Origin of the sequence: Brevundimonas sp., from assembly GCF_013823285.1 — a bacterium.
In the GTDB taxonomy this organism is placed as follows: Bacteria; Pseudomonadota; Alphaproteobacteria; order Caulobacterales; family Caulobacteraceae; genus Brevundimonas.
On the sequence record NZ_PNLV01000044.1, the window covers coordinates 1 to 22,863 of the forward strand.

Annotated in this window: 26 protein-coding genes and 1 pseudogene; 7 read left to right on the plus strand and 20 right to left on the minus strand. The window is 70.0% G+C overall.

Annotated elements, in window-relative coordinates; genetic code table 11:
* The 3 genes and pseudogenes from C0461_RS08015 to C0461_RS08025 all read left to right on the plus strand — a co-directional run.
* Window positions 1-318 (plus strand): annotated as a pseudogene (locus C0461_RS08015) (nicotinate-nucleotide diphosphorylase (carboxylating)); the annotation flags it as partial.
* A gap of 91 nt (window positions 319-409) precedes the next feature.
* On the plus strand, window positions 410-1,675 hold the full coding sequence (locus tag C0461_RS08020; RefSeq protein ID WP_292105553.1) for a hypothetical protein: 1,266 nt from the start codon (window positions 410-412) through the stop codon (window positions 1,673-1,675).
* 43 nt (window positions 1,676-1,718) lie between these two features.
* Window positions 1,719-1,970 (plus strand): hypothetical protein, encoded by a 252-nt coding sequence (locus C0461_RS08025; RefSeq protein WP_292105555.1) that lies wholly within the window; start codon window positions 1,719-1,721, stop codon window positions 1,968-1,970.
* Here the strand turns inward: C0461_RS08025 and C0461_RS08030 are convergent.
* On the minus strand, window positions 1,967-3,079 hold the full coding sequence (locus C0461_RS08030; protein WP_292105558.1) for a cell wall hydrolase: 1,113 nt from the start codon (window positions 3,077-3,079) through the stop codon (window positions 1,967-1,969). The two genes, C0461_RS08025 and C0461_RS08030, sit on opposite strands and share 4 nt — an antisense overlap.
* 108 nt (window positions 3,080-3,187) lie before the next feature.
* Here C0461_RS08030 and C0461_RS08035 point away from each other — a divergent pair, with 108 nt between their 5' ends.
* Both C0461_RS08035 and C0461_RS08040 read left to right on the plus strand, forming a co-directional pair.
* The gene (locus C0461_RS08035) at window positions 3,188-3,511 is read left to right on the plus strand and encodes a hypothetical protein (protein WP_292105561.1); all 324 of its coding nucleotides are present in this window, start codon (window positions 3,188-3,190) and stop codon (window positions 3,509-3,511) included.
* A gap of 14 nt (window positions 3,512-3,525) precedes the next feature.
* Entirely contained in the window at window positions 3,526-3,714 is a 189-nt protein-coding gene (locus tag C0461_RS08040; RefSeq protein WP_292105564.1) for a hypothetical protein, read from the plus strand.
* Here C0461_RS08040 and C0461_RS08045 read toward each other — a convergent pair.
* The 8 genes from C0461_RS08045 to C0461_RS08080 all read right to left on the minus strand — a co-directional run bounded on the left by C0461_RS08045 (window position 3,711) and on the right by C0461_RS08080 (window position 13,328).
* Window positions 3,711-4,253, minus strand: coding sequence for a methylated-DNA--[protein]-cysteine S-methyltransferase (locus C0461_RS08045; protein WP_292105567.1), 543 nt, complete (start codon window positions 4,251-4,253; stop codon window positions 3,711-3,713). The two genes, C0461_RS08040 and C0461_RS08045, sit on opposite strands and share 4 nt — an antisense overlap.
* Entirely contained in the window at window positions 4,237-5,340 is a 1,104-nt protein-coding gene (locus C0461_RS08050; RefSeq protein WP_292105568.1) for an Ada metal-binding domain-containing protein, read from the minus strand. The genes C0461_RS08045 and C0461_RS08050 overlap by 17 nt, the downstream gene beginning before the upstream one ends.
* Before the next feature lie 84 nt (window positions 5,341-5,424).
* Window positions 5,425-7,944: a membrane-bound PQQ-dependent dehydrogenase, glucose/quinate/shikimate family gene (locus C0461_RS08055; protein WP_292105570.1), complete on the minus strand. Its 2,520-nt coding sequence runs from the start codon at window positions 7,942-7,944 to the stop codon at window positions 5,425-5,427.
* Between the two features lie 136 nt (window positions 7,945-8,080).
* Window positions 8,081-9,067, minus strand: a complete 987-nt coding sequence (locus tag C0461_RS08060; protein ID WP_292105572.1) for an SDR family oxidoreductase — start codon at window positions 9,065-9,067, stop codon at window positions 8,081-8,083.
* 122 nt (window positions 9,068-9,189) lie between these two features.
* Window positions 9,190-9,495 carry a hypothetical protein gene (locus C0461_RS08065; RefSeq protein WP_292105574.1) on the minus strand — a complete coding sequence of 102 codons (306 nt, stop codon included), beginning with the start codon at window positions 9,493-9,495 and terminating at the stop codon, window positions 9,190-9,192.
* Window positions 9,492-12,035: a cbb3-type cytochrome c oxidase subunit I gene (locus C0461_RS08070; protein ID WP_292105575.1), complete on the minus strand. Its 2,544-nt coding sequence runs from the start codon at window positions 12,033-12,035 to the stop codon at window positions 9,492-9,494. Before C0461_RS08070 ends, C0461_RS08065 begins: the two co-directional genes overlap by 4 nt.
* Window positions 12,032-12,955 (minus strand): cytochrome c oxidase subunit II, encoded by a 924-nt coding sequence (gene coxB, locus C0461_RS08075; RefSeq protein ID WP_292105577.1) that lies wholly within the window; start codon window positions 12,953-12,955, stop codon window positions 12,032-12,034. Before coxB ends, C0461_RS08070 begins: the two co-directional genes overlap by 4 nt.
* A gap of 25 nt (window positions 12,956-12,980) precedes the next feature.
* Window positions 12,981-13,328, minus strand: coding sequence for a c-type cytochrome (locus C0461_RS08080; protein WP_292105579.1), 348 nt, complete (start codon window positions 13,326-13,328; stop codon window positions 12,981-12,983).
* 125 nt (window positions 13,329-13,453) lie between these two features.
* Here C0461_RS08080 and C0461_RS08085 point away from each other — a divergent pair, with 125 nt between their 5' ends.
* Entirely contained in the window at window positions 13,454-14,125 is a 672-nt protein-coding gene (locus tag C0461_RS08085) for a c-type cytochrome (RefSeq protein WP_292105580.1), read from the plus strand.
* Here C0461_RS08085 and C0461_RS08090 read toward each other — a convergent pair.
* The 4 genes from C0461_RS08090 to C0461_RS08105 are packed head-to-tail and all read right to left on the minus strand — an operon-like array spanning window position 14,058 to window position 16,259.
* Window positions 14,058-14,744 carry a cytochrome b gene (locus C0461_RS08090; protein WP_292105582.1) on the minus strand — a complete coding sequence of 229 codons (687 nt, stop codon included), beginning with the start codon at window positions 14,742-14,744 and terminating at the stop codon, window positions 14,058-14,060. The two genes, C0461_RS08085 and C0461_RS08090, sit on opposite strands and share 68 nt — an antisense overlap.
* Window positions 14,741-15,508: a cytochrome c oxidase assembly protein gene (locus C0461_RS08095; RefSeq protein WP_292105587.1), complete on the minus strand. Its 768-nt coding sequence runs from the start codon at window positions 15,506-15,508 to the stop codon at window positions 14,741-14,743. Before C0461_RS08095 ends, C0461_RS08090 begins: the two co-directional genes overlap by 4 nt.
* A 43-nt stretch (window positions 15,509-15,551) precedes the next feature.
* Window positions 15,552-15,929 (minus strand): hypothetical protein, encoded by a 378-nt coding sequence (locus C0461_RS08100; RefSeq protein WP_292105590.1) that lies wholly within the window; start codon window positions 15,927-15,929, stop codon window positions 15,552-15,554.
* Window positions 15,930-15,950: 21 nt separating this feature from the next.
* Entirely contained in the window at window positions 15,951-16,259 is a 309-nt protein-coding gene (locus C0461_RS08105; RefSeq protein ID WP_292105593.1) for a hypothetical protein, read from the minus strand.
* Window positions 16,260-16,411: 152 nt separating this feature from the next.
* Between C0461_RS08105 and C0461_RS08110 the strand changes: the two genes are divergently transcribed.
* Window positions 16,412-17,101: a VIT family protein gene (locus C0461_RS08110; RefSeq protein ID WP_292105594.1), complete on the plus strand. Its 690-nt coding sequence runs from the start codon at window positions 16,412-16,414 to the stop codon at window positions 17,099-17,101.
* A 25-nt stretch (window positions 17,102-17,126) separates the two neighbouring features.
* Here C0461_RS08110 and C0461_RS08115 read toward each other — a convergent pair whose 3' ends face one another.
* From C0461_RS08115 to C0461_RS08145, 7 genes are all read right to left on the minus strand, one after another.
* Entirely contained in the window at window positions 17,127-18,086 is a 960-nt protein-coding gene (locus C0461_RS08115) for a hypothetical protein (RefSeq protein WP_292105596.1), read from the minus strand.
* Window positions 18,083-18,748, minus strand: coding sequence for an iron-containing redox enzyme family protein (locus C0461_RS08120; RefSeq protein WP_292105597.1), 666 nt, complete (start codon window positions 18,746-18,748; stop codon window positions 18,083-18,085). The genes C0461_RS08115 and C0461_RS08120 overlap by 4 nt, the downstream gene beginning before the upstream one ends.
* Window positions 18,748-19,887 (minus strand): 3-oxoacyl-[acyl-carrier-protein] synthase III C-terminal domain-containing protein, encoded by a 1,140-nt coding sequence (locus C0461_RS08125; protein ID WP_292105602.1) that lies wholly within the window; start codon window positions 19,885-19,887, stop codon window positions 18,748-18,750. Before C0461_RS08125 ends, C0461_RS08120 begins: the two co-directional genes overlap by 1 nt.
* A 40-nt stretch (window positions 19,888-19,927) precedes the next feature.
* A complete protein-coding gene (locus C0461_RS08130; protein ID WP_292105605.1) occupies window positions 19,928-20,326 on the minus strand; it encodes a hypothetical protein in 399 nt (132 codons plus the stop codon).
* A 90-nt stretch (window positions 20,327-20,416) separates the two neighbouring features.
* On the minus strand, window positions 20,417-21,205 hold the full coding sequence (locus tag C0461_RS08135; RefSeq protein ID WP_292105607.1) for an isocitrate lyase/phosphoenolpyruvate mutase family protein: 789 nt from the start codon (window positions 21,203-21,205) through the stop codon (window positions 20,417-20,419).
* Between the two features lie 69 nt (window positions 21,206-21,274).
* On the minus strand, window positions 21,275-22,420 hold the full coding sequence (locus C0461_RS08140) for a hypothetical protein (protein WP_292105608.1): 1,146 nt from the start codon (window positions 22,418-22,420) through the stop codon (window positions 21,275-21,277).
* 53 nt (window positions 22,421-22,473) lie between these two features.
* Entirely contained in the window at window positions 22,474-22,773 is a 300-nt protein-coding gene (locus tag C0461_RS08145) for a helix-turn-helix transcriptional regulator (protein ID WP_292105611.1), read from the minus strand.
* Window positions 22,774-22,863: the final 90 nt, after the last annotated feature.

The following is a 22,863-nucleotide window of genomic DNA, read 5'->3' on the forward strand; positions in this document are numbered from 1 at the left end:
GGCGGGGTGGGCGAAGCTATCCGACGCGCCCGGGCCCGCGCCGGGCACCTGATGAAGATCGAGGTGGAGGTGGACGGCCTGGACCAGCTGGACGAGGCCCTGGCCGAACGGCCCGACGTGGTCATGCTGGACAATTTCAGCCTCGCCGACCTGCGCGCCGCCGTCACGCGGGTGAAAGGTCAGGTTGTGCTGGAGGCGTCGGGCGGGGTGAGCCTTCAGACCGTGCGCGCCATCGCCGAGACCGGCGTGGACGTGATCTCCGTGGGCGCCCTGACCCACTCGGCGCCCTCTCTCGATATCGGCCTCGACACCGCCTGAGCCCTGACGGCGAATTAATCCCCGTCGGCGCATCCATTTGCCCCGCACGCCTCCTCCTGCATAACAATGATCATTCAGGGAGGGTGAAACCATGTCCATCCATCGCCGCGCCATGCTGGGCTCCACCGCCGCCGCATTGGCCGCCTCGTCCGTTCGCGCCCGGACGCCCGCCGCCCAGCCGGCGCTGGAGGACCGCCTCGCCGAGGCCGCCCGCGCCGCCCGTCACCGCCTCGACCATGACGGCGTGCGCTTCTCGGGCCCGGCGTGGGATCTGCTGCTCGATCAGGGGCGACAGGCGCAGTTCTTCCTGCTGGGCGAGGCCCACGGCATCGCCGAGAACCCGAAACTGGCTGCGGCGCTCTACGCGGCCCTCGCCCCGACGGGCTACGAGAAGCTCGCCATCGAGGTCTCGCCGCCCATGGCCGCCGAACTGGATGCTGCGGCGGAGGGCGGCGTCGACGGTCTGCGCGCTCTGTTCGCCGATCCGGGCGCCCAGGTCGCTTTCTTCGGCATGGCGGAGGAGGCCGCCCTGCTGGCCGACGTCCGGCGGGTCGCGCCCGCCGGCCGGCCGGTTCTGTGGGGCCTGGACTACGAGGTCGGCGCCGACCGCCGACTGATCGCCCGTCTGGAGGAGGCGCCCAAGCCGCCCGCCGCCGCCGCCGCTTTGGCGACCCTGGCCGCGGCCTCGGCCGGGTCCTGGGCCCGCTACGCCGAGACCGGCAGCCCGCAGCACATCTTCAGCTTCGGCGGAGATCCGGCGCTGGTGCGCGCGGTCCGCGATGGCTGGCCGGGTGTCGACCCGCACAGCGGCTGGATCCTCGACACCCTTGAGGAGACCCTCGAAATCAACCGCCTGTGGGTGGCCCAGCGCGGCTATGAGTCCAACGCCCGCCGCGCCCGCTTCAACCGCGCCAACCTGATCCGTTACTGGCAGGCGGAACGGGCCGAGGGCCGCGCCCCGCGCGTCATGTTCAAGTTCGGCGCAGGACACATGGTCCGTGGCCTCAGCCCGACTGCGGTCTTCGACATCGGAACCCTGGCCCCCGAGATCGCCGCGACGGTGGGCGGCGAGAGCTACCACCTGCTGGTGCTGCCTGGCGCCGGATCGCAGGTCGCGAACTTCGACCCGACCGTCTGGTCCTACCGCCCCGGCCCGGGCGGCGCTTATGGCGAGGGGCTGGAGCCGATCCTCGATCAGGCCCTGCCGGACGCCTGGACCCTGATCGACCTCAGGCCGTTGCGACCGTTGATCCCCGGCCACCGCCTCACCGCCGCAGGGACCGAGCTGTCGCGGCTGGTCCACGGCTTCGACGCGGTGCTGGTGATGTCCGGATCTACGCCATCGACGAATCTCTGACCGGCCACGCCCGGCGCGGCGCTGAACGTGGCCTCGACGCCGGGTGAACGCCGCTCTGGAACCGGACGGCCCCGCCGCCGGTTTTCAGGTCATGTTCAAGCGCAAAAATCGCCAGCCCGGCCCCGCCATCGATCAGGCTGACTCCCCGCCCTTGGAGGAGAAGGTCTTTAACAACACGGACGGCAGCATAAGCATGTCACGGCCGCAGACGCCCGACGAACCGGACGATTTCGGCGGAAGCCGTCTCAACGCCCCACCCGCCTCGCTGGGGACCGCGCCCCAGCCGACGGATTAGGCTGCGGCCTCCGCCTCGGCGGTCGTCGCCGGAGCCGCCTGCGAGCGAGTCTGGGCGCGCGGCGCGGCGGGAGTTTCCTGTGTCGCGGGCTCGGCGGCCGGGCGCGTCTCCCGCTCGGCCATGCTTTCCTGCGCCCACAGCACCGTATAGGCCACCGCATTGCCCGCCTGACGGACCGTCTCTGACGGGTCCAGGCTGGCCTGGATCACCTGGGTGTCGGACGCGGTGGAAGGGCGCGCCGCATAGGTGAAGGCGCCCGACGAGCCGTTGCGACCGCCGAAGCGATAGAACAGGTGGCTGCCCACCTGCCCGACCGGCACCAGCGAGTGACGCCAGCTCGGGGACACGGCGGTGGTGTGGAAATGGGTGGCGTTGCCGACAGCGCCGTAGACCTGACCCGACAGGGCGGACGAGGCTACGTCGTGGGCCCGGCGCCAGGCCGACTGGTTCACCCCGCGGCGCATGGCGCCGTTGCAGGTGAAGCTGAACTGGCAGCCGGTCGAGCGGTTCGCGCCCTGATAGACCACGCCGCAGACGCTGTTGGGGAAGGCCCCGTGGCGGGCGCGGTTGAGAACCACCTGGGCCACGGCCTGCATGCCGGCCCGGCCTTCGCCGCGCGCTTCGTAATAGACGGCCTGGGTCAGGCACTCGAGATCGCGCGACGCGTCCAGGGCGCCCGCCAGCCGGAACGGCTGGGCCGCGGGCCCGGTCATGCTGACGCGGCGAAGACCCGCATCGGTGCTGGAAGTGGCGCGCAGGCTTTCCAGCCGGGCGGTGAGCATTTCGGATTGGCGGTCACGCTGGGCCGAACCGGCCACGGTGTAGGGGTCGTGCCGTCGCGCGATGGTCAGGGCGCTGGCGTCCAGTCCCCCCGCCGCGGCCGACAGGGCTTCTTCGGTGAATCCCACGGCGGTGGCGCCCGCGATCCGCTCGGCCTGCACGCGCGTGGTGGTCGCCTTGGCGACGGTTCCACCCAGGTAGGCGCAGCCGATGGCCAGGCCCACCAGACCGCCCAGGGCGGCGGCCGCCGTCACCGGGCGCATCTGCGGCGCAGGGATGGCGGGCGGAAAATTGGGCGCGGTCGTGGGCTTCCGTGAGGAATTCGACAAGGATGCAGTCCTGAGTGACAGGGGCAGGATTGCGCCCCCAGGCAGTCTGCCCCCTCGACGCAAGATCGGCGCCGGTTACGCAGGGGCGGGTCCGTCAGTCAACTTCCCGTGACTGGCGAGGCCGCGCTTAAGCCACCGGAATATGGCGTCAATGTGGACGATTCGCAATCGTCGCTTGAAGCGCAGCAATTCGTCGCACCAGGGCAACACAGGCAAGATGATCAGCGCCTCACAGGGCATGATTATCGCTACTCATCTTGCCTCTATCGTATTGGCTTATCTCACAAGGATCTTGATTGGATCGAACCAAATGGAGAAAAGCACAACCCCGGCGCTCAAATAGTCATTGCATTGCAGCGCGGCATAGGAACATCTTGCGACGACGCTGCGGCTGGAACCCGGGCTGCGGCGACAGCGTTAGTCAACGGTTAAGCTGGAGAATAGCCATGCGTCGTCTCACTCAAGTTCTGATCCTGTCCGCCGGCCTGGCCGGTCTGGCCGCCTGCGGCGCCACCATGGAGCAGCGCGCCGCCACCGGCGCCATCACCGGCGCGGTCGTGGCCGGTCCTGTGGGCGCCGCCGTGGGCGGAGCCGCCGGCGCCGCCGTGTCCCGGAGCCAGGGCGAACCCGACTAAAGCAAACGAGTTGGTGCGTCTGGCTTGAGGGCGCCTTCATGCTCCAGAAGCCACTTCTTGCGCCCCAGACCCCCGGCATAGCCGGTCAGCTTGCCCGATGACCCCACCACCCGGTGGCAGGGGACGATGACGCCCACAGGGTTGGCCCCGTTGGCCAGCCCCACGGCGCGCACCGCCGTGGGCGCGCCGATCCGCGCCGCCAACTGGCCGTAGGTCTCGGTGCGCCCGGCCGGAATCTCCGTCAGGGCCGCCCACACCCGCCGCTGGAAGGTCGTCCCGCCGGTGGTCCAGGGAATGCGCTTCAGCGCCTCCACCTCGCCCCCGAAATAGTCCAGCACCGCTTCGCGCACCCCTGCCGGCGCCGCCCCCGCCTCAAGGATCACCGTCCCATAGTGCAACCGCAGCAGCCGCCGCATGCGCGCTTCATAGTCGGCGAAGTCGAAGGCGCGCACCACGCCCTCCCCGTCAAACACCACCAGCACCTCGCCCAGCGGCGTGGCGATCCGGTCCAGTTGAAAGGTCTCAGGCCGCTTCGTCATCTCTCGTCTCCTGTTCGATCAAGGCCGCCACGCCCAGGCCCCCGGCCTTCAGGTGCGCCGCGCCATAGGCCCGCCACGGCCGCCAGCCTTCGGCCCGGGCCGCGATCCGCTCATCTCCGTCATCCAGCCGGTCGCTCATCAGGGCGCCCGGGTCCTCCACATGCCAGTCGCCGACCAGCCGCAGCCCGGGCCGTCGGCGCACCAGCGGCGCCAGCGCCGGATCGGCCGACAGATGCGCGCCGATCATGGCCGGATCGGCGGTCAGGTCGAACACCCGCCGCACCCGCGCCAGCACCCCGGGCAGTCCCGTGATGTCCGGAATCGACACCTGCACCGCCAGCCGGTCGCCACTCGCCGGCTCCACCGTCACCGCCCCGCCGCCCTCGAGCTGGCGCATCCAGCGTCCGTCCTCGACCCGCTCCAGCGGCTCGGCCCGCGCCGTCAGGGCCGCGATGATCCCGTCCCAGTCATAGGGCGGCCGATACGCCAGCATCAGCCGCACCCCCTCCCCCGGCGCCGCATCGGGCGCCGTGCCGCGCCGCAGGGCCGAGGGCGGACGGCGGTACAGGCGCTGGAAGGTCTCGTTGAACCGCCGGACGCTGCCGAAGCCCGCCGCCATGGCGACCTCGGCCATGGGCATGCGCGTCTCCTGGATCAGCTGCTTGGCCAGCAGCACCCGCCGCGTCTGGGCCACGCTGACCGGCGCGGCGCCCAGATGCTGGCGGAACAGACGGCGCAACTGGCGCTCGCCCACCCCCAGCCGTCCGGCCAGGGCCTCCACGTCGCCGTCATCCAGCGCGCCCGCCTCGATCAGGGCTAGGCCCCGGCTGACGGTGTTGGAGGTGCCCCGCCACGCGCCCATGTCCGGCGCCGTCTCGGGGCGGCATCTCAGACAGGGCCGGAATCCCGCGCCCTCCGCCTCCGCCGCGGAACGGTAGAAGCGGATGTTCTCCCGCTTCGGCGTGCGCGCCGGACAGATGGGGCGGCAATAGATCCCCGTCGTCTTCACCCCGCCGAAGATCTTCCCGTCGAACCGGGCGTCCCGGGCGACGATGGCGCGATAACAGGCGTCCTGATCCAGTTCCATGCCGCGCAGGATGCGCCGGCACGGCGATCCTGTCTCGCGGTTTTCGGACTTCTCCTCCCCGCCTCGTGGGGTTTGTTCCCCGCCTCAGCCGACCCGGCGGTCCGGCAGCGCATAGGCGATCACCTGATCCCCGGCCTTCGTCTCCATGAAGTGATGCCCGCCGGTCATGATGACCAGATACTGCCGTCCGCCCTGCTCATAGATCATCGGATTGGACTGGCCGCCCGCCGGCAGGGCGTCCTGCCACACGGTTTCGCCGGTCTCGATGTCGATGGCCCGGATCAGGTCATCGGTGGCCGCCGCGATGAAGATCAGGCCCGAGGCGGTGATCACCGAACCGCCGTTGTTGGGCGTGCCGATGTTGATGGGCATCATGGACGGGATGTTGAACGGCCCGTTCTTGCGCGCCGTGCCGAACACCCGGTCCCAGATGGTGCGCCCGGTCCGCAGGTCGATGGCCCGGATGCCCCCGTAGGGCGGCTGCTTGCACAGCAGATTGGTGAAGGGCATGCGCCAGCCGGCGTTGACGTCGATCGCATAGGGCAGGCCCCACTGCGGATCGCCCGCCCCCTCGGCGCTCAGATTGCCGCCGCGCGGATTGGTCTCGGCGTTGCGTGGATCGCCGCGCGGGAACCAGCCCCGCTCGCTGGCCTCCTCGCGCGGCACCAGACGGTTGTAGTTGGGCGTGTCGTTGTAGTTGGCGATGATCACGCCCCGGTACGGGTCAATGGCGATCCCCCCCCAGTCCGAGCCGCCGTTATAGCCCGGATACTGGATCCAGCGCCGGTCCGCCGTCGGCGGGGTGTAGATGCCCTCATAGGACGCCTGGCGGTACTGGATGCGGCAGATCATCTGGTCAATGGGCGACATGCCCCACATGTCCCGCTCGGTCAGGTCCGGCTTGGCCAGGGTGTGGAACAGGCTGAATGGCTGGGTGGCGGTGCGCTGGTCAGGCTCCACTCCGCCCTGGGGCGCGGGACGCTCCTCCACCGGCGTCAGGGGCTGACCCGTGCGCCGGTCCAGCACATAGATGTCCCCCTGCTTGGACGGCAGGACGATGGCCGGAAGCACCCCGCCCGACGTGGGAAAGTCTATCAAGGTCGCCTGGCTGCCCAGGTCATAGTCCCACACATCCATATAGACCGTCTGGAAATGCCACGCAGGCTGGCCGGTGTTCACATCGATGGCCACCAGAGCCGTGGCGTATTCGTTCTCATACGGGGCGCGGTCGCTGCTGTAATAGTCGCCCGCCGAGTTGCCCATGGGCAGATAGACCAGCCCCAGCTCCTCGTCCCCGGTGGCGATGGTCCACATGTTGGGCGTGCCCAGGGTGTAGGTCTCGCCCTCCGGCGGCAGGCCGGTCTCGCCCGGCCGGCCCATGTCCCAGGCCCAGCGCAGCTCGCCGGTGATGACGTCAAAGCCCTGGATCACCCCCGAGGGCGCGGCGCGGTACTGGCCGTCCAGCACCTGGTGCCCGGTGACGATGACGCCCTGCACCACCACCGGCGGCGAGGTGATCGACACCATGCCGGGGATCACCTCTCCCATGCCCTGCTTGATGTCCACCTGGCCGCCCATGCCGAAGTCGGCGCAGGGAACACCTGTGCGCGCATCCACGGCGATCAGGCGTCCGTCCAGGGTGCCTTCGATGATGCGCGCCGCGCACGGCCGGGCCGCCGCCTCGGTGGAGGCTACGGTCGCCGCGGCGACCGGCGCCGCCGTGGGCGCCGTCGCGCTGGCCGGGGTCGCCTCCGGCTCGGCGTAATAGACCACGCCCCGGCAGGCGGCGGTGTAGGGCACGGAATCCTCGGTCACCCCGGGATCGTATGACCACTTCTCCAGCCCCGACGCCGCGTCCAGCGCGATCAGCCGGTTCATGGCCGAGCACAGATAGAGGGTGTCCCCCACCTTCAGGGGCGTGGTCTCGGCGCCGAACTTCTCGGGAATGTCGCCGGTGTTGAACTCCCACACCCGCTCCAGATCGCCCACATTGTCGCGGTTGATCTGGGTCAGGGGCGAATATCGCTGGGCGCCATAGGTGCCGCCATAGGCGGGCCAGTCGGCGCCCACCTGCAGCGGATTGGCCGGATCAGGCGCGCCGAACCCCGCCTCGGGCATCGGCCCCGCGGGATCGGGCCGGTTGGCCGCCGCCACCGCCACGCCCGCGATCAGGGCGAACACCGCCGCGCCGCCGAACCCGGCCAGCATCAGGGGCTTGCCGCTGACCCGCCCGCTCCACGGCGTGACCCAGCGATTGCGTGCGGGCGCCAGAACCGGGATCGCCGCAATGACCAGCAACAGCAGGACAAACGGGGCGAACACGCGCGGCACCAGGGCCCAGCCGTTCAGCCCGACCTCGAACAGGGCCCAGATCACCGTCAGGACGAAGACCAGCAGATACAGCCAGAAGGCCTCCATCCGCCGCACGAACAGCAGCGCCCCGGTCGCGATCAGGCCCAGTCCCGCCAACAGATAATACCAGCTGCCGCCCACCGCGATCAGCCAGCCGCCGCCGATGGTCAGCACTACCCCGATCAAGCCGAACAGCACCCCGAGCGCCATCACCGCCCAGTCGCCCGCGCCCAGTCTGTCCCGTCCAAACATGTGGAAACCCCTTCGTCCGCCTCATAGGCGAACACGCCACGCCAGCGCTGGTTCCTTATCCTCCCCCATCGGGGGAGGGGGACCATCCGAAGGATGGTGGAGGGGGGCCTCAAGCCCGGTTTTAATCCTCACCCCCTCAGTATCCCCCGATGATCGGCAGCACCTCGCCGGTGATGTAGCTGGAGCACTGGGGCGAGGCGAAGAACACGAACGCCGGGGCGATCTCCTCCGGCTGGGCGGGACGGCCCATGACCGTGCCCGACCCGAATTCGCTGACGCCCTCCGCGTCCCGGTCCGCCGGGTTCAGGGGCGTCCACACCGGCCCCGGCGCCACCACGTTCACGCGAATGCCCTTCAGCGCCAGGTGCGTGCCCAGCGACCGGGCGAAGGCGTGGATGCCGCCCTTGGTCAGGGAATAGTCCAGCAGCATCTCGTTGCCCGTGATCCCGGTGACCGAGCCGGTCATGATGATCGACCCGCCCGGCTTCATGTGCGGAACCGCCGCCTGGGCCAGGTGGAAATAGCCGTACAGATTGGTTTTCATGGTCCGGTCGAACTGCTCGGCCGTGATGTCGGCGAAGTCCGGCACATGCTGCTGGAACGCCGCATTGTTCACCAGCACGTCCAGCCGCCCGAACGCCTTCAGGGTCTCGTCCACCGCCATCTTCGCGAACGCCGGATCGGCCACATCCCCGGCCAGCACGATGGCCCGCTTGCCCTCGGCCTCCACCGCCTTCTTCGTCTCCCCGGCGTCGCGCTCCTCGTCCAGATGGCAGATGACGATGTCCGCGCCCTCCCGGGCGAACAGCACCGCCACCGCCCGGCCGATGCCGCTGTCAGCCCCGGTGATCAGGGCCGCGAAGCCCTCCAGCTTGCCAGAGCCCTTCCAGAACGGCGCGTCATACATGGGCGCAGGGTCCAGCCGGTGCTCTTCGCCCGGCTTCTTCTGATGCTGCTTGGGGAAGGGCGGGACCGGGTAGTCGCGCGCGCCGGCCTGCATGGCCTTTTCGCCGCCGTCGCCGCCCGAGGCCTTCGCCTCCTTCGCATCGATCGGCGCCTGAATCCCGCGCCCCTGCTCTGCGGCCTTGTCGCCCTCACGCTCGAATTGCTCTGTGCGATCCATGTCCGGCTCCTTCTGATGGGGTCACCGGACAATCAGGAGCGAGCCCGATGGTTCCCCCCCGCTCACCCCCGACGAACGCTTGCCACAGCCCCGCCCCCCTCCGGGGTGAGCGGGGGATTGGATCACCCCACCACCGCCGGCAGCCCCTGCCACAGGATCGAGACCGCCGAGACCGCCCCGCCCGTGGCGGCGATGGCGTTGGCGAAGCCCGCCATTTCATCGCCGCCGCGTCGCCAGCGCCGCCCCGCGTCCACCGTCAGCCAGCCCGCCGCGATCAGGCAGACCAGGGTGAACACGCCCACCGTCGCACGCGACAGGGGATGGCTCGCGTGGGCCGCCACGTCGGCCACGCTGGCGATGCCGTAGACGCCCAGGAAATGGACCGTCCAAACGATCAGCCCGCCCAGCATGTAGGCCCAGCGCTTCACAGGACCGCGCCCGGGAACAGCCGCGTCAGCAGGACCGCCAGTCCGGCCATCGAGGCGATGAACACATAGAACAGGGCGATCACGTCAAAGCTGGTGGCGTGCGCGTGATGCACCCGCCCCCGGATCCAGCGCAGGAAGATGTAGAGCGCCATCAGGCCGCAGATGATCACATAGAACCCCTGCCAGCCGAGGAAGGCGAACACCGACGCCCCCTGCCCGCTGCGGGTGGGGTCCAGCCCCGCCGCGCTCCATGTGGACCAGTCGGTCCACCAGCTGGCGGCCATGAGCACGCTGGCCACCACCACCATGCCGGTGGCGATCATGCCCGCGCGAGGCCGGTCCATCCGCACCACCTTGCGGACCCCCAGCATCAGGGCGATGACCCCTGCGTAGCCGCCCGCCACCGCGATCAGGCTCCACATGGGCGGCGGCGCGATCCACATCTCCGCGCCCCGGCTCCACAGGAAGACGTAGGAGAACATGCTCATGGCCGCGATCATCCCGGACACGAACAGCAGGCACACCATGGCCCACCACCCGTGGCTCAGGGTCCCCGAGGCGTAGGTGGGCACGCGGATACCCCCGCCGATGTCCACCGTCTCCTCCGCCAGGGGCTCGTCCAGCTTCCAGGCCCAGCCCATCATGCAGAACACGCCCGCCACGCCTGCGACCGCCGCCGCGTAATAGGCGCCGGGCACCAGCAGCATGAAGAAGGCGGCCGTGAACAGCGCCGCCCAGAAATGCCAGGGCGACGGCCGGGGGATGCGCGCCATGTACTGCGGCTCGGCGTTCAGGGGGCTGGTGATCAGGGTCTCGCGCTCACCGGTCACCGTGCCCGGCAGGAACCAGCGCCCCTCCGGCACGGTCCGGTTCAGCTCCGGCTGGTCCCACAGGGGATACAGGCTCTTCACCACCGGGATCGAGCGCAGGGAATAGGTCCCCGACGGCAGCCACTCCAGCCCCGGCGCGTCATGCACATTGCCTGCGTTCTGCCCCAGCGATGGCCGGAAATTCCTGACCATGTCGATGATCACCACCAGCACGCCCAGGGCGAAGATGAACGCTCCCACGGTCGAGATCAGGTTGACCAGATCCAGCCCCCGGTCCGGCAGGAAGGTGAAGACCCGCCGGGGCATGCCCATCATCCCGGTCAGGTGCATGGGCAGGAAGGTCACATGCATGCCGGTGAACATCAGCCAGAAGGCGGTCTTGCCCAGCCGTTCCGACAGGGCCCGCCGGCTGACCACCGGGGTCCAGAAATAGATGGCCGCGAAGATCGGGAACACCATTCCGCCGATCAGCACATAGTGCAGGTGCGCCACGATGAAGTAGGTGTCGTGCACCACCCAGTCGAACGGGACCATGGCCACCATCACCCCGGTCAGCCCGCCCATCACGAAGATCAGCAGCCCGCCGATGATGAACAGGCCGGGGGCCGAGAATTTCATCCGCCCCGCCGCCATGGTGGCGATCCACGAGAACACCTGCACGCCCGCCGGAATGCTGACGGCCATGGAGGCGGCCGAGAAGAAGCCCACCGACATGGTGGGCATGCCCGTGGTGAACATGTGGTGCGACCACACCCCGAAGCTGATGAAGCCGGTGGCCAGCATGGCCATGACCACGAGGGGATGCCCCACCAGCCGGTTACGGGCCACCACCGGGATCATGGTCGACATGGCCCCCGCCGCCGGCAGGAAGATGATGTAGACCTCCGGGTGGCCGAAGAACCAGAACAGGTGCTGCCACAGCATCGGATCCCCGCCCCTGGCCGCGTCGAAGAACGGCCAGTCGAACATCCGCTCCATCTCCATCAGGGTGGTGGCCAGGATCACCGAGGGGAAGGCGATCAGGATCATCACCGCGAAGATCAGCATGGCCCAGGCGAAGATCGGCAGCCGCGCCAGGGTCATGCCCGGGGCCCGCGTGCGCATCACCCCCACCACGATCTCGATGGCCCCGGCGATGGCCGAGATCTCGATGAAGCCGATGCCCAGCAGCCAGAAGTCGGTGTTGATCCCCGGCGAGAAGGCCTTGTTGGTCAGGGGCGGGTACATGAACCACCCCCCGTCCGGCGCCAGGCTGAAGAAGATCGAGCTGAAGAAGATCAGCCCGCCCACCACATAGGACCACAGGGCGTACGCCCCCAGCCGCGGAAACGGCAGGTCGCGCGCCCCCAGCATCTGGGGCAGCAACAGCACCGCCATGGCCTCCACCATGGGCACGGCGAACAGGAACATCATCACCGTGCCGTGCATGGTGAACAGCTGGTTGTAGGTGTCCACGCCCACGAACCCGGCGTCGGGCACGGCCAGCTGGGTGCGCATCACCAGCGCCAGAATCCCCGCCAGCACGAAGAACAGGAAGGCGGCCCCGACAAACAGGATGCCCACATAGCTGTTGTTGATCGCGGTGAACCAGCCCCAGCCCTTGGGCCCGCACCAGACCTCCTCCAGCGCCTTCAGCTCGCCGTCGGGCCGGGCCTCCTGCGTCGGAAACCGGTCATAGAGTTTCGGGTCGAACCCGGTCTCGGATGTCATTCCAGCCCGTCCAGATACGCGGCCACGGCCTGCAGTTCATCGCCCGACAGGGTGGTGTAGGACGGCATGCGATTGCCCGGCTTTATGCCCTGGCTGTCGGCAATCCATCCCGCCAGCGTGCCGCGGTTGTTGGGCAGGATTCCCGCCCCGATCGTCCGCCGGCTCCCCACATGGGTCAGGTCCGGACCGGCCAGTCCGGTGGCCTCGGGCGCGCCGCGCACCACGTGACAGGCGCCGCAGCCGTTGTCCTGGAACACCGCCAGCCCCTGGGCCGCCAGGGCGTCCGTCGGCGCCGCAGCCGCCCGGGCCTGTCCCGCCATCCAGGCGTCGAATTCATCCCTCGGCATGGCCACCACCACCAGCCCCATCAGGGCGTGCGGCCCGCCGCAGTACTCAGCGCATTGCCCGCCGTAAGTTCCGGCTTCATCCGCTTGAAGTCTAAGAATATTTCTTCTGCCGGGGATCATGTCCAGCTTGGGGCCCAGCCGCGGAATCCAGAAGCTGTGGATCACATCGGCGGACTCCAGTTCGAAGGTCACCGGCTCGCCCACGGGGATGCGCACCTCATTGGCCGACTGGATGCCCGGTCCGCCGCCCTCCCCGTCCAGATAGGCCACCCGCCACCACCACATTTCGCCGGTCACGCGCACCCGCATTTCGCCCGGCTCCGGCTCCCCGCTCAGGGAGGAGGTCAGCGACAAGCCCCAGATCAGCAGCGCGCTCAGCACCACCACCGGAAACGCCAGCCCGCCGAACCAGATCAATCGTTGATCGCCCAGCCGCGCCTTCAGCCCGGATCGCCCCGCCAGCGCCCCGACCAGCGCCACGATCACCACCGCCAGCACGGCGGCGCCCATGAACATCACGCCCCACGACAGGGTGGTCAGCGGCTCGGCGAAAGGACCCGCCGGGCTCAGCACCGGCGGCGGCCATCCTGCAAAAGGTTTAGAGGCCATAGAGATAGGCGGCGATATCACGGGCCTCCTCCTCGCTGATGGGCATGGGCGGCATGGGCGAGCCTTCGTCCACGGACGGCGCGTCCACCAGATAGGGGATCAGGGTCTCGGGCCGGTTCGGCAGGCCCGAGCCGATCAGGGCCCTGCGGCCCAGTCCGTCCAGGGACGGACCCACCCGGCCTTCGGGCCAGTCGATCCCGGGAATCGCGTGACAGGATCCGCACCCGACCCGGCTCATGACTTCCAGCCCGTGCTCCGGGTCGCCCGACGGCACGGACCGCGCCGGGCTGTCGACCGCGCCCGAACACGCCGCCAGCGCCAGCGTCGTCAGGATCATGCTTCTCGCCCCCGTTCGGCTCATCCAGACCTAACCCAGCTTGGCTGCAACGGTTCCGCCGAACCCCTCTCCCGATGCCGCAGGGATTTCAGGAACCCCCGCCCCGACGCCGCGTTCGCCAAGCGATGCCGTATCGCCGCCTCTCCGCCCTGATCGCCGCGACGACCCTGGCCGCCTGCGCGCCGGGCGCGTCGGACTATGAGGACCCCTTCATCGCCACCGGCGAGGTCATCGCCCTGTCGGGCGGTCAGGCCGGACCGGCCGCCGCCTGCCTCACCTGCCACGGGATCGACGGCGAGGGCGACGGCGTCGAAACACCCCGCCTCGCCGGTCTGGACGAGGGCTATATGCTCAAGCAATTGAATGACTACGGCGCCGGCCTTCGCCCGCACGATCAGATGTCGCCCATCGCCCGCAGGCTCTCCGACGCGGACCGGGCGCGCGTGGCCCGATACTACGCCCGCATGCCGGCCCGCGCCGCCGCGCCCGCCGTGCCGGCCCGCGCCGCCCTGATCGCCGAGGGCCGCCCGATCTATCATCAGGGTCTGCCCGGCCAGGTCGTCGCCACCTGCGCCGCGTGCCACGGCGCCGACGGCCAGGGCGTCGGTTCGGCCAACCCCCAGCTCACCGGCCAGCCCCCCGCCTATCTGGCGGCCCAGCTGCGCCTGTGGAAAAACCGCGACCGTCGGAATGATCCCCTGGACGCCATGGGCGCCGTCGCCCGTCCGCTCAGCGACCGCCAGATCGAGGCGGTATCCGCTTACGCGGCGTCTCTTCCTCATCCGTCCCCGGAATGATCTCGATGGGTTCGCCCTCCAGCTCCTCCACCACCGGCAGCATGCCGGGCAGCACATTGTCCTTGTCGAACACATAGTGCTTCAGGGCCGCCGCCACGTGGCCCATGATCAGGAAGGTGATGCCCCAGACCATGAAGAAGTGGAGGCGCTCGGCGGCCCACATCAGGTTCCACGCCGCCTCCCGGGACAGCTCCCCCAGCGGCAGGCCCGGCACCGGCACCAACCCGCCGATGCGCAGCGGAATCTCCGGCGCCACCGTCGACAGCATCAGCCACCCCGACAGGGGCAGCCCCACGATGAAGATGTAGAACAGGAAGTGCGTCACCCGGGACACCTTGCTCTCCCAGCCCGGCTTGTCCGCGTCGTTCACCGGACCGGGAATCAGCAGCCGCCAGATGGCCCTCAGCACCGCCAGCAGCAGGATCAGGATGCCCGCGTCCGCATGCAGTTGGAAGGCGGCCACCTTGTCGCCGCCGACGGGGATGCCCGACATCCACCAGCCCCACACCAGCTGGAACATCACCAGCGCCGCCATGGTCCAGTGGAAAGTGATGGCCACGGGCGTCCAGCGCCCCTCGGACGTGTGGGTGTCCGCCCAGGCCCTCAGCCGCGTGATCATGCGATCCGCTCGCCCGCGCCGGCCTCGCCGAAGCCCACCCGCCGCATCAGCAGGATCAGCGCCGCCGCCAGATAGGCGCCCGCCGCCGGGGCCCACATGATCAGCCCGCCCGCCTGCTGGTCCTCCAGCGGAGTCAGGCCCCAGGCCAGGGTGGTGGCGAAGTGGGGCGCATACATCGGCTCGCTTGCGAAGGTGATCAGGGCCCCCAGCGCGCCCATCTGGACCATGGTGGCGATCAGGGCCAGCAGGCCGTGCTGTATGGGCGCCAGCCGCACCCCGCGCCAGAACATCAGCGCCGCCCCGATCAGGCTCGCCTGCATGATCCAGTACTGGGCGTCCCCGGTCAGGGACCAGCCATAGGCCGCCGGCGCATGCCAGAACCACAACAGCACCGCCTGCGCCGCCGTGGCGCTCCACAGCAGGCTCCGCCCGCCGAACAGGCGCTTGAGCCGCGCGCGGGGCGCCGCCAGCACCAGCAGCCCCGCCGCCAGAGTCATCACCGCCACATGGTGCCCCACCCGCGCCGCGAACAGGGCCGAGGTCAGGGCGCACAGCGGCGACACGAAGGCGATGAAGAACAGGCTCCACCCGGCCCCGAACACAAGGCGCTCACGCGTCGACGCGCCGCGCCCCCAGGTCATGCCCCAGACCACGGCAAGCGCGACCAGCGCCCCGATCAGCACCGGGTCCAGGTTCCACGCAGCCCACACGGCCCCCGGCTGTGGCGCCGGTCCGCAATAGGGTTGGAAACTCAGAATCGTCATGGCCCCCGCCTGGTCCGCGATCCTGTTTCAATCCCTCGCCGGATCAGGAGTTCCCCGCAGGCCGCCCCGGAACGGCCATCCGGCATCGCTGCGCGGCGCCGTGCAGCGTCACGGATTGATAGGCGACCACGAAGCACGCCTCATGCACATGGCGGCACAGATCCGCCGAGCGCTGCAGGGTGTAGTATGTCGCGGCGGCGCGGAAACACGCCTCCCCCTGAACATGGCGGCAAACGTCGGCGGCGCGTTCGAAGGTCACGTACTGCGCCGCGGTCCCGTAGCAGAGGTTGCTGTTCACCCCCGCGCACAGCTCCGCCACGCGCCGCTCCCCATAGCGCTGCCAAAGCGACTGCACACACGCGCCGCCCATCGGCGCCGGTTGAGCCCCCATCATCGCCAGCGCCGCCATCAGCCCGATCATGTCATGCCTTCCCGAGCGCCGTCACCAGCCGGACCCGCGCTTCCCGTCGCGCCGATCCCGATGCCCGCCCCGGTCCCGTCCCCGGTCGCGATCATGGTGGGGCGGACGCACACGCGGCGGCGGCGCCACCTGCCCGTAAGGCAGCGGACAGAGGGTCACCCATTCCCCGCTGCTGGACAGATGGCGGTAGCAGCGCGCATCCTCGGCCATGTAGGCGGTCTCCGCCGCGATGCCGTCCATGGCCATGGCCAGGCCTTCCATGAACGCCAGATCCGTGACGCATCCCGACACCCCCACCGCGGCCGCCGCTGAGATGGCCAGCCCACGCACCCTCTTCTTCGTCAGACTTGGCATTTACCCGGCCCTCTCTCGTAGCCACGGCGCGCGCGGCGTGCTGTGAAGGTGGTCTTGGCTCGCATGAACTGAATATGAACGCCGAACCGACGTTCTGTGAGCGTCAGAAATCGTCAGGAGCCGTCGCCATGACGCACAGGGAAGCCCATCGGGTGGATCGCATTGGCTGGCTTCGCGCCGCCGTGCTCGGCGCCAATGACGGTTTGGTCTCCACCGCCAGCCTCGTGGTCGGCGTGGCGGCGGCCGCCGCCAGTCATGGAAGCATCCTCATTGCGGGCGTCGCCGGACTGGTGGCGGGAGCCATGTCCATGGCCGCCGGGGAGTACGTCTCCGTCAGCTCCCAGTCTGACACCGAACGGGCCGATCTGGCCCGCGAGGCGTCCGAACTGTCCGGCCAGCCGGAGGCGGAACTGCGCGAACTGGCGGGCATCTATGTGGCGAGGGGCGTCGCCCCCGATCTGGCGGCCGAGGTGGCGCGTCAGATGACCGCTCACGACGCCCTCGGCGCCCACGCCCGGGACGAGCTGGGCATATCCGAGATCACCACGGCGCGGCCCATTCAGGCGGCGGTGACCTCGGCCCTGACCTTCTCGGCCGGCGCCGCCCTCCCCCTGATCGTGGCCGCCCTGGCGCCCATGGCCGGACTGGCGATCTGGGTGGCCGGCTCCGCTCTGGCGGGCCTCGCCGTCCTCGGGGCGCTGGGCGCAAAGGCAGGTGGCGCGCCCGTCGGGCGATCCGTCGTCCGGGTCGTCTTCTGGGGCGCCTTGGCCATGGCGGTCACCGCAGGGATCGGCCGCCTGTTCGGCGTCGCCGTCTGATCTTTCCGCCGTGCTGATCCGGGATTCAGGCCGTCGGCCTCGCCGCCGTCGGGTTGCGCGGGTCCAGCGGCAGGCCTGCCGCCTGGCGCGCCTTCAGCAGCCTCAGCCAGCCGTGCAGCGCCTCGCAGTCCAGCCCGTGCATCATCAGCCGGAACCCCGCCTGCAGGGTCGACAGGGACACCATGGGGTGTCCGTTCTTGATGAAGGCCAGGTGATAGTCCGTGCCCAGGATGCGGGCGATATAGATGGCCACCGTCTCGTCCAGCTGCAGCGAGTGGGCCGCCCGCACGAAGTCCCGGCGCGGCAGCATCAGCGCATACAGCGGCGTGTAGAACTCCACCGCCGTCTGCACGTCCACGAAATTCAGCGGCCCTTTCGGAAACGCCTCGAACGCCGGGAACTCGTCCGAGATCATGGAGAAGTCCACCCGCTCCGGCGGCGTCAGCTCGCGTCCCTGGTCCCTCAGCGCCGCGTTCAGCTCGATGATGAAGTTGAAGACGTTCAGGTCGTGCTGAAGGAACAGATTGTCCTCGATGTCCTTCAGCCGCGTCGGCCGCAACGGATGGCTCGACACCGTCACTGGCCCGGCATTGGCCCGCATGAAGGCCAGCAGCTCCGTGCCGATGTGGAAATGCCTCAGGATCAGGGTGTTGGTCTCCGGCGTCCCGAACACCCGCAGGCCCCAATGGATGGTCTTGTGCAGCAGCCCGTTCAGGTTCGGAAAGCGCGGCGATAGGGCCCGCAACACCTTCACCACGCAGAAGAACAGCAGCACCAGCGGCCGGCTCACCGGGAACAGCCAGCGCCGCGACCACGACCGCGCGCCCATCAGCAGCGCCCGCTTGGCGCCGTCGTCGATGGGCAGGCTCTGGTCCAGATACAGCGCCATCCAGGGATCCGGATCCTTCGGGTCGTACCCGGCCGGATCGAACGGATCGGGCCGCGCCCGCCCCCGCTCCACGGCGACGCCGTCCGACAGGCTCACGCCGCGATCTCCTCGATCTGCAGCGCATACAGCCGCGCCGTCACCCGCGCGCACATGACGATGCGTTCGGCTGTCTCGGCGTCCGGCAGCACCATCTCCAGCATCTCGCGGAACTCCTCCATGTGCTCGGCGTCGTTCTCCCCGTGATACAGCAGGAACCGCACCGCGTCCTCGGGCAGGTCCAGCCGCGCCTTGACCATCCGCCCCCACGGCGCCGCCTTGACGGACCCCAGCCCCTCGATGATGAACATGGCCCCCAGCAGGCCGAAGGGGTTGGGCTTGGACGCCTCATGGAACATCCAGGCCGACAGGGCCTCCGAGCCCACATTTTTCGGCGCGCCCTGAATGGCCTCCAGCGCCCCGCCCGCCGCCACGAAATCCTGCTCCAGCAGGCGGAAATCCCGGTGCTCGGTCACCGCATGCTTCATCAGGGTGGAGCGCAGCTCCAGATGCGCCTCATCGATGCTGGACGCCGCCCGGCTCATCCACAGCGACCCGTCCTTCACCTGCTGGCGCAGATTGATCAGGAAGGCGTGATAGTCCGCCGTCTCGAACCGCCCCCGCGTCAGCTTGCGGATCAGGGGCGTCGCCTCCAGCCGCTGCTCGAAATCGGCGAACACCACCGCCAGCTTGCGCAGGGTGTCCTGGACCTGGTCCGCCATCACACGATCTCCAGCAGCATGAATCCGATCATCGCCCGGCCGCTCTCCGGCACGATGCACAGCACCGTCTCGCCCGGCCTGCCGCGCCCCGACTTCAGAAACGCGTCCAGCATCACCCAGATGGAGGCCGAGCCCACATTGCCGCTCTCCGGCAGGGTGGTGAACCATTTCTCCTCCGGGATCATGGCCGCCGTATTCTCCAGCAGCCCCACGATCTCGGCCCGCAGCGACCGCGCGGAATAGTGGCACAGCAGGTGGTCCACCTGATCCGGCGCGATTCGCCCCGCGTCCACCTTGGCCAGCCACACCCCGATCCATGCCCGGATCACGATCTTCAGCAGGTCGAAGTCCTGCAGCAGGGCCATGGCCCCGGCGGCATGGGCCGCCGTCGGGCCTGCGTGGCTCCAGGCGCTCTTCAGGTCCGCGCGGTCGGCGAAGGTCGAGCCCGCCCACATGCACGGGTCGAACCGTCCGGCCAGCGACGTCATGTCGATCCAGCGCACCTTCAGGCTGCGCCCGCCGGGCCTCGGCCGGGGCTCCATCACCACCGCCCCCGCCCCGTCCGACAGGGTGAAGCGCAGGAAGTCCGCCTCCATCCGCACCCGCCCGCGCCCGTCGGTCAGGGCCGTGCCCTCATAGAATTCCGGCCGGAACCAGCGCGACGAGAACTCCCCGGCGCAGGCGGCGGCCACGTCCGCCTCCCCCGCCCGCACGGTCAGCCAGGCGCCCTTGGCCGCCATCAGGGCGCTGGCGCACACCGACTGATAGCTGACCGCCTCCAGCGCCGCCGCGCCCAGCTCCGCCTGCACCGCGCTGGCGTGGCCCGGAACCAGATAATCCCCCTGCGTCGTCGCCGCGCCAAGATGCTGCAGGTCGGAAATCCCCAGCCCGGCGTCGTCCAGCGCGGCCTGCACCGCCCCCGCGCACATGGAGGCGTTGGAGTGCAGCGGCGCGCCGTCCGGCGTCAGGGCGTAGTGCCGCCCCTCGATGCCGTTCCAGCGCAAGGCCCGGCGCCCCACCGCCGACGGCCGCCCGCCGACCCGGCCGATGAAGTCCTCCATGCGGTCGTTTCCGACCCGCTCACCGGGCAGGACCGCGCCCGTCCCGGTGACGAAGACATCGCGCAACACATCACTCATGGGACCAGTCAGACCGCCCGATCACGGCGGGAGCAAGGCTTCACTGCGCCCGGCGCCCGGCCTCCAGGATCGGCATGCCCGCCTCGGTGGGGATGTAGATCACCTGACGGTCGCCCCGCCCGGCGGTCTCCTGCAGCATGTTGATGTAGGACCAGCGCAGATAGTTCTCGGGCCCGCCCAGGCTGTCGGCCATGATGCGGTTGGCCTCGTTGGTGCCCCGCGCCCGCGCGATCTCGGCCTGGGCCGTCAGCTGCGCCGAATCCAGCGCCGCCTGCGCCTCCAGCACCCGGATGCGCCGGTCCTGCTCGGCCTGGGCGTAGGCGGCCCGGCCGGCCATCTCCTGGCGATAGACATTGTAGCGCGGCCACCCCACCAGGAAGGCGGTCAGGATGACCACCCCGATCACCACCAGAACAATCACCGATCCCAGGCCGCGCATCGCTAGTCTCCCCGTTTGTCAGCGTCTGTGATGCCCGCCGCCCGCGCGAAAATCAAACCCGGCGACAGGGTCGGCCTCATGCCCCCGCCTTCAGGTCCGCGCCATGATCCCGTTCAGCTCGGCCCAGCCCATGGCGCCCTGCCCCAGCGGCGCGGCGTCGCCGGTGGCCAGGAAGTCCCGCGCCCGGTCCCGCACCAGCCCCATGGCCGCCGCGCTGATCGCCGCCCCGGCGCTCAGCCGCCGCACCCCCAGCGCCGTCAGCGCCGCCGCCTCCGGCAGGCCCGGAACCGCCATCAGGTTCAACGGCATGTGGATCCCCGCCGCCAGCGCCCGGATGGTCTCCGCCTCCGCCAGTCCGGGTGCGAAGAACCCGTCCGCCCCCGCCGCCCGGTACAGCGCCGCCCGCGCCAGACCCTCGTCCAGCCCGCCAAGGCCTCTCAGCCAGACGTCGCACCGCGCATTGATGAACAGCCCCGGCCCGCACGCCGCCCGGATCGCCGCGATCTTCTCCGCCAGCGCCTCGGCCGCCCCGCCGCCGTCCTCGATGTTGATGCCCACGGCGCCCGCGTCCCACACCGCCCGCGCCGTTCCGGCCACCGCCGCCGGGTCGTCCCCGTAGCCGCCTTCGATGTCGATGCTGACCGGCACGCCCACCGCCCCGGCCACGGCCCGCGCCGTCTCCACCAGCCGCGCCGCCGGCAGCACGTCTCCGTCCGGCCATCCGTGCGCCCAGGCCACGCCCGCGCTGGTGGTGGCCACGGCCTTCGCCCCCAGGCTCGCCATCAGCCGCGCCGTGCCCGCGTCCCAGGCGTTGGGCAGGATCAGCAGCCCATCCTCATGCAGGCGGCGAAAGGCGGCGGCGCGGTCGGACTGGCTCATGATCATCTCCCGTTCAAGCCGCCACCCTGGCCCGGCCCGCCCCCGCCGTCTGGCGGTTTTCGGCCCCGGTCACCCGGCGTGTCTGCGCCCGTCGCGCCCGGTCACGAACCGCCCCGCCGCCCCCAGCAGGGTGAACACCTCGGCGATGAACACCACGATGGTGATCAGCATCAGGATCACCGGCGCCATCGGTTCGCCCGTCTCCCACGCGGCCCGCACCCGGTCTTCCAGCGCCCACACGTTGTCCGTCGCGATTACCGACGCCATGGGCGAATACAGCCAGAACCAGCCGATGAAGCCCAGGCTCGCCGCGCTGAACGCCACATCCCCGAACGCCGTGAACCGCACCGGCGCCCCCATTGCCGCCCGCATCAGGTGGAACGCCGCCCGCGCCGCGCCGAAGGCCAGCAGCGGCCACCAGACCCACGCGATGGTCTCGTTCAGCAGCAGGCCCCAGTCGACCCCGTCCACCATCAGCTCGCCGCCGATCACGCCCGGCCGGATCTCTTGCCCGATCACCCCGGTCCACCACAGCACGAACACGCCCCACGCCACCCCGGAGGCCACCGCCCCCGCCGTCGGCGACATGCCTGCCGCCTGACCGTCCCACCGGCCCCACGATTGGCCACGCGACGCGCCCGGGTCCTTGATCCCGTCGGCCCGCTCCCCGCCCACCATGTCGGCCGCCTTGGCCGCCCAGGCGCTGGAGAACACCCCCATCTCGAACAGGCCCAGGTCCCGCGCCCGCCATTCGGTCAGGAAGGCGGGCTTGTCCTTCATGCGCTCGATGATGAAGCCCGCCACGGTGGCGAAGCCCACGATCATCATGCCGCTCCAGAGCAGGCCGTGGATCGCCTGGCCGAAGGCCTGGGCCGCCTCCACCTCGCCCACCAGCATCCGCACCACCGCCCCGATCACCGTGATCACCAGCAGCACCGTCAGCGCCGTCTTCACCCCGAACAGCCACCAGGGATACAGCTCAGGCCCCACCACATGGTGCGGCCCGGCGCCGAAGCGCGCGGCCACCGCCAGCGGGTGCCCCATCTCGCGCAGCACCGCCTCCTCCTCCGCCTCGGTCAGGGGCCGGCCCAGTTCGGCCTCCCGGTCCTCCATGCGGCTCATCAGGGCGTCGCGCAGCTCGGCGATCACGTCCTCGCGCCCGGCCGCCGGCAGCTGCGCCGCCACCGCCTTCAGATATTTCTCCGTCAGGGTCATGCCCCGCCCTCCACTTCCCGATTGATTGGCAGATTGATTGAAATTCGCGCCGATCACAGCATCCGCTCCAGCGAGGCCGAGATGCCCCGCCATTCCGCCGCCAGCCGCGCCAGCATGGTCTCGCCCAGCGGCGACAGCCGGTAGAACCGCTTCTTGCGCCGGTCCTCCTCGCGCCATTCGCTGGTCAGCAGGCCCTGGGTCTCCAGCCGCCGCAGCAGCGGATACAGGGTGCTCTCTTCCATCTCGACCCCGTCCTGGCCCAGCGCCACGCGCAGCGAATAGCCGTATTGCTCGCTCCGCAGCCGCGCCAGAACCGCCAGCACCAGCGACCCCCGCCGCAGCTCCAGCCGCATCGCCTCAAACAGCTCACCCTCGCCCACGCATCACTCTCCAGACGTCATATAGTGTGTGACACACAGTGTATGCGGCATACTGTGTGAGGG

What these genes read in the sequence shown, in the direction of transcription:
- C0461_RS08020 (WP_292105553.1), top strand. Translation starts at nt 410, where the DNA reads ATGTCCATCCATCGCCGCGCCATGCTGGGCTCCACCGCCGCCGCATTG.
- C0461_RS08040 (WP_292105564.1), top strand. Translation starts at nt 3,526, where the DNA reads ATGCGTCGTCTCACTCAAGTTCTGATCCTGTCCGCCGGCCTGGCCGGT.
- C0461_RS08045 (WP_292105567.1), bottom strand. Translation starts at nt 4,253, where the DNA reads ATGACGAAGCGGCCTGAGACCTTTCAACTGGACCGGATCGCCACGCCG.
- C0461_RS08050 (WP_292105568.1), bottom strand. Translation starts at nt 5,340, where the DNA reads ATGGAACTGGATCAGGACGCCTGTTATCGCGCCATCGTCGCCCGGGAC.
- C0461_RS08055 (WP_292105570.1), bottom strand. Translation starts at nt 7,944, where the DNA reads ATGTTTGGACGGGACAGACTGGGCGCGGGCGACTGGGCGGTGATGGCG.
- C0461_RS08060 (WP_292105572.1), bottom strand. Translation starts at nt 9,067, where the DNA reads ATGGATCGCACAGAGCAATTCGAGCGTGAGGGCGACAAGGCCGCAGAG.
- C0461_RS08070 (WP_292105575.1), bottom strand. Translation starts at nt 12,035, where the DNA reads ATGACATCCGAGACCGGGTTCGACCCGAAACTCTATGACCGGTTTCCG.
- C0461_RS08080 (WP_292105579.1), bottom strand. Translation starts at nt 13,328, where the DNA reads ATGATCCTGACGACGCTGGCGCTGGCGGCGTGTTCGGGCGCGGTCGAC.
- C0461_RS08085 (WP_292105580.1), top strand. Translation starts at nt 13,454, where the DNA reads ATGCCGTATCGCCGCCTCTCCGCCCTGATCGCCGCGACGACCCTGGCC.
- C0461_RS08090 (WP_292105582.1), bottom strand. Translation starts at nt 14,744, where the DNA reads ATGATCACGCGGCTGAGGGCCTGGGCGGACACCCACACGTCCGAGGGG.
- C0461_RS08095 (WP_292105587.1), bottom strand. Translation starts at nt 15,508, where the DNA reads ATGACGATTCTGAGTTTCCAACCCTATTGCGGACCGGCGCCACAGCCG.
- C0461_RS08100 (WP_292105590.1), bottom strand. Translation starts at nt 15,929, where the DNA reads ATGATCGGGCTGATGGCGGCGCTGGCGATGATGGGGGCTCAACCGGCG.
- C0461_RS08110 (WP_292105594.1), top strand. Translation starts at nt 16,412, where the DNA reads ATGACGCACAGGGAAGCCCATCGGGTGGATCGCATTGGCTGGCTTCGC.
- C0461_RS08120 (WP_292105597.1), bottom strand. Translation starts at nt 18,748, where the DNA reads ATGGCGGACCAGGTCCAGGACACCCTGCGCAAGCTGGCGGTGGTGTTC.
- C0461_RS08125 (WP_292105602.1), bottom strand. Translation starts at nt 19,887, where the DNA reads ATGAGTGATGTGTTGCGCGATGTCTTCGTCACCGGGACGGGCGCGGTC.
- C0461_RS08130 (WP_292105605.1), bottom strand. Translation starts at nt 20,326, where the DNA reads ATGCGCGGCCTGGGATCGGTGATTGTTCTGGTGGTGATCGGGGTGGTC.
- C0461_RS08135 (WP_292105607.1), bottom strand. Translation starts at nt 21,205, where the DNA reads ATGAGCCAGTCCGACCGCGCCGCCGCCTTTCGCCGCCTGCATGAGGAT.
- C0461_RS08140 (WP_292105608.1), bottom strand. Translation starts at nt 22,420, where the DNA reads ATGACCCTGACGGAGAAATATCTGAAGGCGGTGGCGGCGCAGCTGCCG.
- C0461_RS08145 (WP_292105611.1), bottom strand. Translation starts at nt 22,773, where the DNA reads ATGCGGCTGGAGCTGCGGCGGGGGTCGCTGGTGCTGGCGGTTCTGGCG.